Here is a 13971-nt window from a genome sequence, read left to right as displayed (position 1 = left end):
GGCAGGTGGAAACAATATGCGGCCTAGCTGCTCAATTTCCATCACCCTAGCGGATCGGTGCGTTCAGACGGCGTTAGCAGTCCACCGCTACCCCGGATTCCCCAGGCCATTCCAGCGACCTCATCATGCCCGAACTACCGCTCACGAAATGGCAGCTTGCGCGTGATGGCGACGTCATCGCCACGCCGCATGCCCGGCTATGGCCGGTCCGCCTCCCCGACGGCACGGCGGCCATGTTGAAGATCAGCACGGCGAAGGAGGAGCGCAACGGCCACCGCCTGCTGGACTGGTGGGCCGGCGATGGCGCGGCGCGGCTGCTGGCGCATGACCAGGCGGCGGTACTGCTGGAGCGCGTGGTGCCGGGCCACCGCCTGCGCGGGATGTCCATCGACGGCGGCGATGCCGAGGCCACCGCGATCCTGTGCGCGGTGGCCGCACGCCTGCATCGCCCGCGCGGCCCCGCGCCGGCCGGGCTGGTCGACCTGCACACCTGGTTCGCCGATCTGCTGGCCCCACCGATCCGCCTGCCTCCATTGCTGGAACAGTGCAGATCACTGGCGCAGTCGGTACTTGCCGCCCAGATCGACATCCGCCCCCTGCATGGCGACCTGCATCACGACAACGTGCTGGATGGCGGCGACCGCGGCTGGCTGGCAATCGACCCCAAGCGGCTGCTGGGGGACCGGGCCTTCGACTACACGGTGCTGTTCTGCAACCCGGACCTGTGCGGCCCGGGTATCCACGTGGCCACCCGCGACGCCGTGTTCGAGCGGCGGCTGGCCCAGGTGGGGGCGTTGGCGGGTCTGGAACGCACGCGCCTGCTGCGCTGGATAGCGGCCAGCGCCGGGTTGTCGGCGGTAGGGTTCCTGGCCGACGGGGACCCGGCGGCGGTCAACCTGGCCGTGGCGAGGCTGGCACTGCAGCGCCTGGGCGCAAGCACGGACTAGGCGCCGGTCTTTTCCATCGTGCACAGCAGCGGATGCTGGTTCATGCGCGAGAATTCGTTGACCTGGGCGACCTTGGATTCGGCGACTTCCCGGGTGAACACCCCGCACACGCCGCGACCGCGGGTATGCACGTGGAGCATCACCTGGGTGGCCTTGTCCAGGTCCATGGCAAAGAAGCTCTGCAGGACAGTCACCACGAAATCCATCGGGGTGTAGTCGTCATTCAGCAGCATCACCTGGTAGAACGGCGGCGGTGCCACCTCCGGCCGGGCCGGTTCCAGCATGACGCCGTGATCGTGGTGGGGTTCTTGGGAGGGCTCGCGGGGCATCGCTCCATTATAGCGGGATTGGACGTTGCCTCTGTCGACCTTCACAATCTGCATGCTTCACAATCACCCCCACCCATACTTTCACAGGGTTTTCATGAAAAGGATCGTCACCGCGCTGTTGCTGACCGCTGCCGTGTCCGGCGCGCACGCAGCCGAACCGGACAAGGCCGTCGGCAAGGTGCTCAAGCAGCTCGAGTACCCCTACGAGATCGATGAGGACGGCGACTACAAGCTGGTCTTCGACGCCGGCGACGACCGCAGCCAGCTGGTCTTCGTGCGCTCGACGGTGGAAGAGTACGGCAGCCACCGGATCCGCGAGATCTGGTCGCCCGGTTACACCTCCCCGGACAAGCAGTTCCCGGCCGCGGTGGCCAACCGCCTGCTGGAAGACTCGCAGGACGCCAAGCTGGGCGCGTGGGTCAAGCAGGATCAGCTGGCGATGTTCGTGGTCAAGGTGGATGCCAACGCCAACAAGGACGTGCTCAGCGACGCCATCGATGCGGCCATGCGCACCGCCGATGCGATGGAAGCCGAACTGACCCACGCGGACGAATACTGAGGTGACTGCCGTGCAGGACCCGCGCTGGACGCCGCATGTCACCGTCGCCACGGTCGTGGTCGATGACGGGCGCCTGCTGCTGGTGGAAGAGCTTATTGACGGCCAGCGGGTGCTGAACCAGCCGGCCGGCCACCTGGAGCCGGGTGAAAGCCTGGCCGCGGCGGCCCTGCGTGAAACCCTGGAGGAATCCGGTTGGGAGGTCCGTCTGACCGCCTTCATCGGCGTCTACCAGTGGACCGCGCCGGACGGGACCGCCTTCCTGCGCTTTGCCTTCGCCGCCACCCCGGTCGCCCACGATCCGGCGCGGGCGCTGGACACGGGGATCATCCGCGCGCTGTGGTTGACCCCGGCCGAGCTGCGCGCCGATCCGGCGCGCCTGCGCAGCCCGCTGGTGCGCCAGGTGGTCGAGGACTTCCTTGGCGGCCAGCGCCACCCCTTGGCACTGGTGAAGGACATCGCATGAGCACGCCACGGATCATGGTCGGCGTGTCCGGCGGGGTGGACTCCTCGGTGGCCGCATGGCGGCTGGTCCAGCAGGGCGAGCCGGTGGCCGGGCTTTTCATGCAGAACTGGGCCGACGACGGCAGCGGCGACTGCCGCGCCGAGGACGACCGCCGCGACGCGGTGGCCGTGTGTGGCCTGCTCGGGATCCCGTTCCATTTCCGCGACTTCTCCAGCGAGTACTGGCAGGGCGTGTTCGAACATTTCCTGGCCGAATACGCCGCCGGGCGCACGCCCAACCCGGACGTGCTGTGCAACCGGGAGGTCAAGTTCAAGCATTTCCTGGATGCGGCCCGCGAGCTGGGCGCCGAGCGCATCGCCACCGGTCACTACGCCCGCGTGGCGCAGGTGGCTGGGCGTTGGGCGCTGCTGCGCGGTGCCGACCGCAGCAAGGACCAGAGCTATTTCCTGCACCAGCTGGGCCAGGCCCAGCTGGCCGCCACGCTGTTCCCGATCGGCGACCTGCAGAAGAACGACCTGCGCCGGATCGCCCGCGATGCGCGGCTGCCCACCCACGCCAAGAAGGACTCCACCGGGATCTGCTTCATCGGCGAACGCGACTTCCGCGAGTTCCTCGGGCGCTACCTGCCGGCCCGGACCGGCGAGATCCGCGACCCGGAGGGCAACCTGATCGCCGAGCACCCCGGCGTGTTCTATTTCACCCTGGGCCAGCGCGAAGGCCTGAACATCGGCGGCGTGCGCGGCCGGCCGGCCGCGCCCTGGTACGTGGTCGGCAAGGAAGTGACCAGCAACATCCTCTACGTGGACCAGGACCGCGACAGCCCCTGGCTGCTGTCCACCCGGCTGCACTCGGAGGCGGCGCACTGGATCGCCGGGGCGCCCCCGGCGCGGCGCTTCACCTGCACCGCCCAGACCCGCTACCGCCAGCCGGACGAGCCCTGCCAGGTGCAGGTCAACGACGACGGCACGCTGCTGGTCCGTTTCGACCGCCCGCAACGCGCCGTCACCCCCGGTCAATCGCTGGTGTTGTATGACGATGAGGTCTGCCTGGGTGGCGCGGTGATCGCCGCCACCGATGCGCCGCTGGAACAGCGGCTGCGGACCGTTCCTTCTCCCTTCGAGGTATCTGCTGCATGAGTTTTTCCGTCGACGACCGCGTTCTTGCCTTGGCCGGCATTGCCCAGGCCCTGCAGCAGGTGCGCCGCATCGCCGAGACCGGCCATTCCGAAGCAGCGGTGGTGCGCACGGCGATCGACAGCGTGTTCCGCATCGACGCCGACAGCCCCCAGGCCATCTACGGCAGCCCGGCCAACGTGGCCTCGGGGCTGCGCCTGCTGCACAACTATTTCCGCAGCCAGGGCCAGGACGAGGCGCTGCCGCGCCTGGCGCTGGCGGTGCTGCAGCTGGAACGCCGCTTCGTGCGCGAGCACGCGGTGGTGGACAAGGTCAGCCAGGGCATCGCGCGCGCCCAGCGCCAGGCCACCGAGCTGGGCGACAGCGCCCATCCGGACGTGCTGGCCGCGCTGGGTGGGCTGTACGCGGACACCATCAGCAACCTCAAGCCGCGGGTGATGGTCCAGGGCAACCCGCATTACCTGGGCCAGGCCGGGGTGGTGGCCGAGATCCGCGCCCTGCTGCTGGCGGCGGTGCGCTCGGCGGTGTTGTGGCGCCAGACCGGCGGCCAGTACTGGGATTTCCTGTTCTCGCGCAAGGCGATGATCGAGGCGGTGGACCGGCAGCTGCGCTGATGCACGGCGACGGGGCGGGCGGCGTGCAGCCACCCATGGGGTGGCTCCAGCGTTGATCGACGCGGGTGGAGCCACCCCACGGGTGGCTGGGTCGGGCGGTCGGGGATCCCGCAGCCCCCCATGCGGTGGCGCTACCGCGGGGAGGTTTTTCGAGGGAATGTGCAGTGCAGCACTAAAGCAAACGGGGGTACGGCCGATACATCAACCGTGCACTTCCCGAGAACGTCCATGTACTCACGCATCTTCATCCGTCTGGCCGCCCCCCTGGTCCTGACCCTGCTCCTCCCCTTCGCCATCGGCTTCGAATGGCCAGCCGCCCTGCGTTGGGCGATCCTGACCACCATGACGCTCAGCTGGCTCGGGTTTGCCTGGTGGACCGCACGGGCACAGACCCAGCGCTCCCCCGAGCACGCCCGCATCCTGCGCGAGCAGGACCAATTGCTGACCGAGCTGCGCTCCTTCGTCGCCAACGAAGTGGACGGCTCGCGCGGCGAAGTCGAACGCGCCCGTGACCTGATCCGCCATGCGGTCAGCGGCCTGGGTGGCAGTTTCGACGCCATGAACCGCAAGTCGCGCCAGCAGAGCCAGGCCCTGGCCCGCATCGTCGACCGTGCCGGTGAAGACGGCGGCGCCGGCGTCGACGTGGCCCGCTTCGCCCAGCATGCCAGCCATCGCATGGAACAGCTGGTGGAGGCGCTGGAACAGGTCAGCGGCCAGAGCAGCAATACCGTGCAGCACATCGACCAGATGGCCCAGCACCTGGATGGCATCTTCGCGCTGCTGGAAGACGTCAAGTCGATCGCCGACCAGACCAACCTGCTGGCCCTGAACGCGGCCATCGAAGCGGCGCGTGCCGGTGAAGCCGGTCGCGGCTTTGCGGTGGTCGCCGACGAGGTGCGCAACCTGTCCGAGCGCTCGACCACCTTCAACGAGCAGATCCGCAAGCTGGCGCACAGCTCCAAGGACGCCATCGCCAAGGTTCGCGAGACCGTCTCCAACATGGCCTCGCGCGACATGGACCGCTCCCGCGAAGCGCGTCATGAAGCGGCGCAGATGCTGGACAACGTGGCCCAGATCAATGCTTCGCTGGGCGACGGCATGCGCGAGATCTCCGAGTGTGGTCGTGCCATCGACAGCAGCGTGGCCGAAGCGGTGCGCGCCCTGCAGTTCGAGGACATCGCCACCCAGGCCCTGGGCGGGGTGCATACCCACCTGGACCGCCTGACCGCGATCAACCGCGAAGCGGTGGCGCTGCAGGAACTGCTGCACCGCAATGGCGGCGTGTTCGACGAGGAAGTGGTCAACGCCCTGCAGCGCACCGGCAGCCGCCTGCGCGAAATGCGCAGCGAGTGGGAGCGTCCGCCGCACAAGGCGGTGGCCCAGCAGAGCATGGCCGCTGGCGCGGTCGAGCTGTTCTGATCTACATGACGCGTGCCGGTTCCGGCACGAGCAACGGCCCCGGTTTCCCCGGGGCCGTTGTGCTTCCAACACTCGTCCTGGCTGCAGATGATCGCCCGATGTCGTTGACTGCCTCCCCCAGCCCTGCCTCCCCGTCGCCTGGCGCCCACCCCGACGTGGACGGTCTGCCGGCCGCGCGTGCCGAGGCCCCTCCAGCCCCGATGGCCGAACCGTTGCGGGGCCTCGCCCTGATCGGGCGACTGGAGCAGTTGGCGCAGGCCGAGCTGGCACGGCTGGCCGACCGCAGCGGAACAGCCGAAGGCGCCCTGCCCGCCCCGGTCGACCCGGCGCTGGCCGGGCTGGCCTGGGATCTCGGGTTGAGCGGCGAGGCCGCTGCCAAGGCCGCGCGCGAACGCTGAGCGGAGAGCAGCCGAGCATGGCTCGGCTCTACCTATGCCATCGCATCCCGGTAGTGCCGAGCCGTGCTCGGCAACACATCCCACAGACATCGCACGCCCGGTAGTGCCGAGCCATGCTCGGCACCGCCCCCCGACAGAGATCGCACACCCCGGTAGTGCCGAGCCATGCTCGGCACCGCACCGCACCCACCCCACACAGCACTCGCGTGCGCCCCCTGCCCAATACGAAACGTTTGGGAATACGCGTGCCGGCATCCGGCCTGGAACCAGGCGCTGCCTGGCGTGGGGAGACCCGATCAAGAGCAGTCGAGCATGGCTCGGCTCTACCGATGCCATCGCATCCCCGGTAGTGCCGAGCCATGCTCGGCACCGCACCCCACACAGCACTCGCGTGCGCCCCCTGCCCGATACGAAGCGTTTGGGATTATGCGTGCCGGCATCTGGCCTGGAACCAGGCGCTGCTTGGCGTGGGGAGACCGGATCAAGAGCAGCCGAGCATGGCTCGGCATCGCACCCCGACAGAGATCGCACACACTGGTAGTGCCGAGCCATGCTCGGCACCGCACCCCGTGCAGCATGCGTGTGCGCCCCCGGCCTATACGAAGCGTTTGGCATTGCACATGCAGGCATTTGGCCTGGAGCCAGGCAACGCCTGGCGTGGGGAGACCGGATCAAGAGCAGCCGAGCATGGCTCGGCTCTACCGATTGGGGGGGATCAAGAACAGCCGAGCATGGCTCGGCCCTACCGCTTAGGGCGGATCAAGAGCAGCCGAGCATGGCTCGGCTCTACCGATTAGGGCGGATCAAGGGCAGCCGAGCGTGGCTCGGCTCTACCCGATTGGGGCGGACGAAGCGCAGCCGAGGGTGGCTCGGCTCCACCCGTTGGGCGTGGTCAGACGGCGTGGGTCAGGGCGACCAGCGCGTCGCGCGGGGCCATCTGGGCGCCGCCGGCTTTGAGCCACTGGGCCAGGTCGCGCGGGGTCAGGGGGCGGGAATACAGGTAGCCCTGGATTTCGTCGCATCCCTGGCGCCGCAGCATGGCCTCTTCCTGCTCGGTCTCCACGCCTTCGGCGACGACCTTCATGCCCAGCGCATGGCCGAGGTGGACGATCGCCTGGGTGACTTCGGCGGTGCCGGTGTCGTGCAGCATGCCCTGGACGAAACTGCGGTCGATCTTGAGGCGGCCGACCGGGAAGCGGTTGAGGTAATGCAGGTTGGAGAACCCGGTGCCGAAGTCGTCCACCGCCAGCGGCACGCCGTGGCGTTCGAGGACGTCGAAGCAATGGCGCAGCACGTCGGTGTCGCGGATCAGGGCCGATTCGGTGAGTTCCAGCTCCAGCCGCTGCGGCGGCCAGCCGTGCGCGTGGCAGATATCGATCACCCGCTCGGCAAATCCACGATCGCGCAGCTGCACGGCCGAGACATTGACCGCGACACGGTCGAACTGCAGGCCCGCCGCGTCCCACGCGGCCGCCTGGCGGCAGGCCTCGGTCAGTACCCAGTCGCCGATGCGGACGATTTCGCCGCATTTCTCGGCGATCGGAATGAACTCGGCCGGGCTGCAGTAGCCGATGCCAGGCCGATGCCAGCGCAGCAGCGCTTCGATGGCCGGTGGCTGGTCATGCGCGGCGTGCAGCAGCGGCTGGTAGGCCAGGGTGAATTCTTCGCGCTCGATCGCGCCCAGCAGGGCGTGCTCGATCTCCAGCTTGCGCTGGATCCGCATCAACGCATCCTGGCTGTAGTACTGGTAGGTGTTGCGGCCCGCCTCCTTGGCCGCGTACATGGCGGCGTCGGCGGCACGCAGCAGCGAGTCGAAGTCGCCACGGCCCTCGTCGAGCATGGCGATGCCGACGCTGGCGCCGACCTTGAGCGTGGTCTCGCCGCGCTGCAGCGGCTCGGCCAGCGAGGCGATCAGCTTGCGCGCCACGTGGCCGGCATCTTCCGGCTCGGCCAGGTCGCGAAGCACCACGATGAACTCATCGCCGCTGAAACGGCCGAACAGGTCGGCGTTGCGCAGGTTCTGGTGCAGGCGCGCGGCCGCGGCCTTGAGCAGGGCATCGCCGGTGGCGTGACCAAAGGTGTCGTTGATGGTCTTGAAGCCATCGAGGTCGATGAACAGCATCGCCAGCGGCGCGCCGCGATCGCAGGCCTCCTCGATCGCATCGGCGGTCTGCTCGCGCAGCAGCATGCGGTTGGGCAGCCCGGTGAGCAGGTCGTAGTGGGCCAGCAGCTCGATGCGCTCGTTGGCTTCGCGTTCGCGGGTGATGTCACGGAACAGCACCACGAAGCGCGTCGGCAGGCCGTCGCGACGGTCCAGCTCGATCAGCACCTGGACCCAGATGCGCAGGCCGGACTGGCGGTAGAAGCACAGGTCCAGCTGCTCGGGCAGGCCGCCGTCGGCGATACGGGCCAGCGCGGCCTCGAACGCATCGCGGGAGTCCTGGGTGTACAGCGCCAGCGCCTGGTCCAGGCTGATCGGCTCCTTGCGCAGGCCGTGGATGCGGTAGCACTCCTCGGTCCACTGCATGTGGCGGGTGCTGACCTCGATCTCGCAGCCACCGATGCGGCCCAGGGCCGAGACCCGGTTGAGCAGCTCGGTCCGCCAGCGGATCAGCGCATCGGTCTGGTGTTGCTCGGTGATGTTCTGGACCTGGCCAAGCAGGCGCTGGATGCGCCCGTCGGCGCCCAGCAACGGTTGCATCCACAGGCGCAGGTGCAGCGCACCTTCGCGTTCGCGCGGCAGTTCCAGTTCCAGGGTGGCCGGCTTGCCATCGTGCAGCATGCGCCGCCAGGCGTGGCGCAGCAGGCTGCGCGAGCGCGGTTCAAGGCGGCGCAGCCAGCGGCGCCGCCCGGTCAGCGGTTCGTCGCCCACGCCGAGCAATGCGCGGAACTCTGGCGACCACCAGAACTGGCGATCATCCGGGTTCCACGACCAGCTGCCCATGCTGGCGATGCGCTGGGCTTCGCGCAGGTGCACCTGCTGCTCCAGCAGCAGCGCTTCCATCTGTTTCTGCGCCTGGATGTCGGTATGGGTGCCGACCATGCGCAAGGGCTGGCCATCGGCGGTGCGGGCGACCACCCGGCCGCGGTCCAGCACCCAGCGCCAATCGCCCTCGGGATGGCGCACGCGGTACTCGGCGGTGTACACCTCGCCCTGCCCGCCCAGGTGCGCGTCCAGCGCGGCGCGTACGGCCGGCTGGTCATCGGGATGGATCGGGGCGAGCAGCGCGGCGGCCGCGTCGCCGCGGGTGGTTTCCTCGGTCGGGGCAGGCTGGCCGTCCCAGCGCCGGGACCGGGTCACCGCGTCGCTGGGCACGTCCCAATCCCACAACCCGTGGCCGGCATGGTCCAGGGCCAGCTCCCAGCGGCTGCCGGCATAGTTGGCCACCGGCTCGGGCACGCTGAGGGTGAAGGCCAGCAGGTGGCCGTCCGGGTCGTGCACCGCGCGCATCCAGCCGTCGAAGCGTCCGCGCGGGCCGCCGGGCAGCTGGCACGGCACCAGGCCCCCATCGGCGGCCAGCAGGCGCAGGTCTTCGAGCAGCTCGCCATAGGCCGCCACGGTTGCCGGCAACCCATGCTCGCGTGCGGCCGGGTTGGCCGCCAGCGGGCGCCCCGCCCGGTCCAGGATGACCAAGGCCGACGCCAGTGGATGCTGCAGCAGACTCGCGATAATCCCTTGGTCCACGCGGTAAGACTCCGATAACGCACCCGACAGCCGGGAACGCAATCGTTAGCGGCGGATTCCGCGGATAGTTGAGCCGCGTACCGCGCGCAGCCCCCAAACCGGACGCCACGCTCTAAGATGCAGGTCGCCCGCCTCGATCCGGTCCCTGCCCCGTCCATGCCTGTCGCCCCGTCCGGCCAGCCCACCCCCGCCCCGCCCGAACGGCCGCTCGCCCAGGCCTTGCGCCGCGACCGCTGGCGCGTGGTGCTGGGCTATCTGGGGCTGGCCCTGGTCTGGATCCTGTGCAGCGATGCCGCCGTGCAGGTGCTGACCCGGGACATGGCCACGGCCGCGCACTGGCAGACCGTCAAGGGCGCGTTCTTCGTGGTCGCCAGCGCGGCGCTGATCTACCTGCTGCTGCGACCGCTGGCCCAGCACGTGCTGCAGACCCACTCCAAGCTGGAGTGTTCGGAGACCCGCCACCGGCAGATGTTCCAGAACAACCCGGGGCCGATCCTGGTCTACGACCTGGACACGCTGGCCATCCTGGACGCCAACCCGGCGGCGATGCAGCTGTTTGGCTGGTCCCACGATGAATTCACCACGATGCCGATCAGCGCGTTGTGGCCCACCGGCGACGAGCCGAAGCTGGCGGCCAAGCTGGCGCAGATCCGCGCCGCACCGGACGAGCTGTGCGTGATCAGCGCCGACCTGCAGCTCAAGGACGGCAGCCGCCGGCACATGGAGATGCGCAGCAACTTCATCGACTACGACGGCCACCGGGCCCGCCTGCTGATCGCCATCGACCGCACCAGCGAGGACCAGGCGCTGCGCCGCCGCGACCTGGCGCTGGCACGGGTGGAGGAAGCGCATGAAATGGCCCGGATCGGCGCCTGGGAAGTGGATCCGGGCACCGGGCTGGGCCGCTACTCCAACCAGGTCTACCACCTGCTGGGCCGGCGCCCGCCCGAAGCCCGGCGCTGGCACCGCTTCGAGGAACTGCTGGTGCCGGCCGACCCGGCCACCGCCGCGCTGACCGAACAGCTGCTGCAGGACATGGCCGCCGAGCAGGTGCAGATCGACGTGCTGCTGCCGCTGCTGGCGATGGACGGGCGTGCGCTGATGGTGCACCTGCGCGCCGAGAGCGGCCATGACGATGCCGGCCGGCCGCGGGTGCTGGGCACGCTGCAGGATGTGACCGAGCGCGAGCAGTCGCGGCGCCTGCTGCGCGAGCGCGAGGAACAGTTCCGCGAGCTGGTGCGGGTGCTGCCGGACGGCGTGGTGATCCTGTCCGACGAGCACGTGCTGTACGCCAATGCCTGCGCGGCCGCGCAGTTCGGCTACGGCCAGCACACCCTGCTGGGCGAGCCGCTGGCCGCGCTGGTGGCGGCCGAGGACCTGGCCCGGGTGCGTGCGCAGTTGTTTGCGCCGATCCCCCTGCCCAGCACCGGGGCCGGCGAGGTCATCGGCATGCGCCGGCTGGACGGCGAGCACTTCCAGGCGGGGCTGGCGGTAGGCGATGTGCGCTATGGCGGGCGCAACTGCAAGCTGCTGATCGTGCGCGACCTGAGCGAGCCCGAGCGCATCCGCGAGGCGCTGGAGACCAGCAACCGCGAACTGCAGGCCATGGCCGGGCGACTGTTCTCGCTGCAGGAGGACGAACGCCGCGCGATCTCGCGCGACCTGCACGACGACATCGGCCAGGCGATCACCGCGATGAAGCTGTCCGCCTATGCCGCGCAGGACGAGGACGACCCCGCCCGGCGCGGCGACGACCTCGAACAGATCATCCAGTTGGCCGACGCCACGGTGGGAAAGCTGCGCGACATCTCCACGCTGCTGCGCCCGCCGCAACTGGACGCGCTGGGGCTGGAGGCCGCGCTGCGCTGGCAGGCCAGCGTACTGTTCCGCTCGGCGGCGATCGAGCTGCTGCCGGATATCCAGGCGCTGCCGCAACGCCCGCAGGGCGACATCGAGCAGGCCTGTTTCCGCATCGCCCAGGAAAGCCTGACCAACGTGCTGCGGCATGCGCGCGCCAGCCAGGTGAGCCTGCAACTGCATGACATGGGCGATGCCGGACTGCACCTGCAGGTCCGCGATGATGGCGAGGGCTTCGACCCGGAAGGCCCGCGCGGGCTGGGCCTGATCGTGATGCGCGAGCGCGCGCAGAGCGTCGGCGGCACCCTGCGCATCGAGTCGGCACACGGTGCCGGTACCCTGATCGACCTGTACCTGCCGTATCGCAGCAGCGATCCGGCCACTCCCGATACATTGGAACACTGAACATGTGGAACCCTTCCCTGCCCCTGGTCAGCATCGAGGATGCGCCGCCGCGCCTGGGGGCCGGCAATCCCGAGCTGCAGGCCATGGTCAGCGACGCCGCCTCCGGTGGCACCCCGCTGATGCTGATGCACGTGGACATCGACCATTTCGCCTCGGTCAACGAGAACATGAGTGCCGAAGTGGGCGACCAGGCCCTGGTGCTGGTCGCCCAGCGCCTGCAGCACCACCTGCGCGGGCGCGGCAAGCTGTGGCGGCATGGCAGCGATGAGTTCCTGCTGGCGGTGCCGCGCAGCGCCGACATGCCGCTGCCCGAAGACCTCGCCGAGGAGATCCGCCAGCAGCTGGAACTGCCGCTGTCGGTGCTGCCCTATACGCTGTTCATGACCGGCAAGCTGGGCGTGAGCCTGTGCCCGGAACACGCCAGCGACACCTCGCGGCTGCTCGACCATGCCGAAGACGCGCTGCACCAGGCCGCCCGCGAAGGCGGCAACGCGGTGCGCATCCACGCGGTGGATACCCCGTCAAGCGCGCACAGCGAGAGCATCATCGCCCGGCAGATCGTGGATGCCATTCCCAACGGCGAATTGAAGCTGCGCTACCAGCCGCTGGTGAGCGCGCGCGACGGCCACGTGGTGGGCATGGAAGCGCTGCTGCGCTGGCAGTCGCCGACGCTGGGCATGCTGGTGCCGGAGCGTTTCATGCGCACCGCCGAGCGCCTGGGCATCATCGTGCAGATCGGCACCTGGGTGCTGGAAGGCGCGTTGAAGCAGGCGCGGCTGTGGCGCGACCAAGGGTTCGACGACTTCACCATCGCCGTCAACGTCTCCACCCTGCAGCTGCTGCGCCCGAACTTCTTCGCCGAGGTGATGTCGCTGATGCAGGCCGCCGGCGTGCCGGCGCAGATGCTGACGCTGGAGATCAACGAAAGCGCGCTGACCAACAACGTCAACTTCGTGCATGAAACGCTGGTCAACCTGCGCAACGAAGGCATCAGCCTGAGCTTGGACAACTTCGGCACCGGCGACTCCAGCCTGAGCGCGCTGGTGCGCTACCCGGTGGACAAGCTGAAGATCGACCGCAGCTTCATCAAGAGCGCGCCGGCCGGCAACCGCGAGGCGGCGATCGCGCGCGCGATCATCGCCATGGGCCACCAGCTGGGCATGACGGTGATTGCCAATGGCGTGGAATCGCAGGCGCAACTGGGTTTCCTGCGGCGCAACGACTGCGATGTGTTCCAGGGCTATCTGTTTGGCGAGCCGATGTCGGCCGATGCGGCCGGGATGACCCTGCGCCGGCGTTACCTGCGCCCGGAAGCCTTCGCCGAGACGCGCCCGGACCGCACCCTGCTGCTGCTGGACGATGAGGAAAACGTGCTGCGCTCGCTGGTGCGGCTATTCCGCCGCGATGGCTACCGGATCCTCGCGGCGGGCAACGTGCGCGATGCGTTCGACCTGCTGGCGATCAACGACGTGCAGGTGATCCTGTCCGACCAGCGCATGAGCGACATGAGCGGCACCGAGTTCCTGGGCCGGGTGAAGATGCTCTACCCGGACACGATCCGGCTGGTGCTGTCCGGCTACACCGATCTGAACACCGTGACCGATGCGATCAACCGCGGCGCGATCTACCGGTTCCTGACCAAACCATGGAACGACGACGAACTGCGCAAGCACATCCACCAGGCGTTCCGCACGCACGAGGAACAGCGGCGGGCGAATACGGCACCGCCGGTGGCGCTGCCGGCCGCGGACGACGACTGACCCACGCGATTGCCGTAGAGCCGACCGTTGGTCGGCTGCTCTCAACCGAGGTGCCACCGCAGCCGACATGTCACGGAAGCCGACCAACGGTCGGCTCTACGAAAATTGTCGTGCCGTGGCAGCCGACGTTGCACGGCGGCCGACCAGCGGTCGGCGCGACGACAATGCGGCGTGCGGATGCGTGGCGCCATGCCATGCCCGCGAGGTTCGCCGGCGAGGCCCGTAGAGCCGACCGTTGGTCGGCTGCTCTCAACCGAGGCGCCATGGCGGCCGACGTGTCACGGCAGCCGACCAACGGTCGGCTCTACCAAAATCGTCGTGCCATGGCAGCCGACGTGGCACGGCAGCCGACCAACGGTCGGCTCTACGAAAATTGTCGTGCCATGGCGGCCGACGTGTCAC

At 69.0% G+C, this 13971-nt stretch carries 11 protein-coding genes; 9 read left to right on the top strand and 2 right to left on the bottom strand.

Annotation, left to right across the window (positions count from 1 at the left end; translation table 11 throughout):
• Positions 1-125 precede the first annotated feature (125 nt).
• Positions 126-947: an aminoglycoside phosphotransferase family protein gene (locus M2421_RS00645; RefSeq protein ID WP_259202586.1), complete on the top strand. Its 822-nt coding sequence runs from the start codon at positions 126-128 to the stop codon at positions 945-947.
• Here M2421_RS00645 and clpS read toward each other — a convergent pair.
• On the bottom strand, positions 944-1276 hold the full coding sequence (clpS, locus tag M2421_RS00640) for an ATP-dependent Clp protease adapter ClpS (protein WP_259202585.1): 333 nt from the start codon (positions 1274-1276) through the stop codon (positions 944-946). The genes M2421_RS00645 and clpS overlap by 4 nt on opposite strands.
• Positions 1277-1370: 94 nt before the next feature.
• On the opposite strand from clpS, the gene M2421_RS00635 reads away from it, so the two are divergent.
• The 6 genes from M2421_RS00635 (at position 1371) to M2421_RS00610 (ending at position 5862) form a co-directional block, all read left to right on the top strand.
• On the top strand, positions 1371-1835 hold the full coding sequence (locus M2421_RS00635) for a hypothetical protein (protein WP_259202584.1): 465 nt from the start codon (positions 1371-1373) through the stop codon (positions 1833-1835).
• Position 1836: 1 nt separating this feature from the next.
• Positions 1837-2298 carry an NUDIX hydrolase gene (locus M2421_RS00630; RefSeq protein WP_259202583.1) on the top strand — a complete coding sequence of 154 codons (462 nt, stop codon included), beginning with the start codon at positions 1837-1839 and terminating at the stop codon, positions 2296-2298.
• Entirely contained in the window at positions 2295-3434 is a 1140-nt protein-coding gene (gene mnmA, locus M2421_RS00625) for a tRNA 2-thiouridine(34) synthase MnmA (RefSeq protein WP_259202582.1), read from the top strand. Before M2421_RS00630 ends, mnmA begins: the two co-directional genes overlap by 4 nt.
• Positions 3431-4045, top strand: a complete 615-nt coding sequence (hflD, locus tag M2421_RS00620; protein WP_259202580.1) for a high frequency lysogenization protein HflD — start codon at positions 3431-3433, stop codon at positions 4043-4045. The genes mnmA and hflD overlap by 4 nt, the downstream gene beginning before the upstream one ends.
• Positions 4046-4273: 228 nt before the next feature.
• A complete protein-coding gene (locus M2421_RS00615) occupies positions 4274-5464 on the top strand; it encodes a methyl-accepting chemotaxis protein (RefSeq protein ID WP_259202579.1) in 1191 nt (396 codons plus the stop codon).
• A 98-nt stretch (positions 5465-5562) separates the two neighbouring features.
• Positions 5563-5862 (top strand): hypothetical protein, encoded by a 300-nt coding sequence (locus tag M2421_RS00610; RefSeq protein WP_259202578.1) that lies wholly within the window; start codon positions 5563-5565, stop codon positions 5860-5862.
• Positions 5863-6754: 892 nt separating this feature from the next.
• Here M2421_RS00610 and M2421_RS00605 read toward each other — a convergent pair.
• A complete protein-coding gene (locus M2421_RS00605; RefSeq protein ID WP_259202577.1) occupies positions 6755-9547 on the bottom strand; it encodes a bifunctional diguanylate cyclase/phosphodiesterase in 2793 nt (930 codons plus the stop codon).
• Positions 9548-9703: 156 nt separating this feature from the next.
• Between M2421_RS00605 and M2421_RS00600 the strand changes: the two genes are divergently transcribed.
• Positions 9704-11809 carry a PAS domain S-box protein gene (locus M2421_RS00600; RefSeq protein WP_259202576.1) on the top strand — a complete coding sequence of 702 codons (2106 nt, stop codon included), beginning with the start codon at positions 9704-9706 and terminating at the stop codon, positions 11807-11809.
• Between the two features lie 2 nt (positions 11810-11811).
• On the top strand, positions 11812-13569 hold the full coding sequence (locus tag M2421_RS00595) for an EAL domain-containing protein (RefSeq protein ID WP_259202575.1): 1758 nt from the start codon (positions 11812-11814) through the stop codon (positions 13567-13569).
• Positions 13570-13971 lie beyond the last annotated feature (402 nt).

The sequence above is a fragment of the Stenotrophomonas sp. BIGb0135 genome (assembly GCF_024810105.1).
GTDB classification, from domain to species: Bacteria; Pseudomonadota; Gammaproteobacteria; order Xanthomonadales; family Xanthomonadaceae; genus Stenotrophomonas; species Stenotrophomonas maltophilia_AB.
Note: the sequence above shows the minus strand (reverse complement) of the source record. Positions and strands in the feature narration are given on the sequence as shown.

Coding starts and splice junctions, on each gene's coding strand:
- M2421_RS00645 (WP_259202586.1), top strand. CDS start 126: ATGCCCGAACTACCGCTCACGAAATGGCAGCTTGCGCGTGATGGCGAC.
- clpS (WP_259202585.1), bottom strand. CDS start 1,276: ATGCCCCGCGAGCCCTCCCAAGAACCCCACCACGATCACGGCGTCATG.
- M2421_RS00635 (WP_259202584.1), top strand. CDS start 1,371: ATGAAAAGGATCGTCACCGCGCTGTTGCTGACCGCTGCCGTGTCCGGC.
- mnmA (WP_259202582.1), top strand. CDS start 2,295: ATGAGCACGCCACGGATCATGGTCGGCGTGTCCGGCGGGGTGGACTCC.
- hflD (WP_259202580.1), top strand. CDS start 3,431: ATGAGTTTTTCCGTCGACGACCGCGTTCTTGCCTTGGCCGGCATTGCC.
- M2421_RS00615 (WP_259202579.1), top strand. CDS start 4,274: ATGTACTCACGCATCTTCATCCGTCTGGCCGCCCCCCTGGTCCTGACC.
- M2421_RS00610 (WP_259202578.1), top strand. CDS start 5,563: ATGTCGTTGACTGCCTCCCCCAGCCCTGCCTCCCCGTCGCCTGGCGCC.
- M2421_RS00600 (WP_259202576.1), top strand. CDS start 9,704: ATGCCTGTCGCCCCGTCCGGCCAGCCCACCCCCGCCCCGCCCGAACGG.
- M2421_RS00595 (WP_259202575.1), top strand. CDS start 11,812: ATGTGGAACCCTTCCCTGCCCCTGGTCAGCATCGAGGATGCGCCGCCG.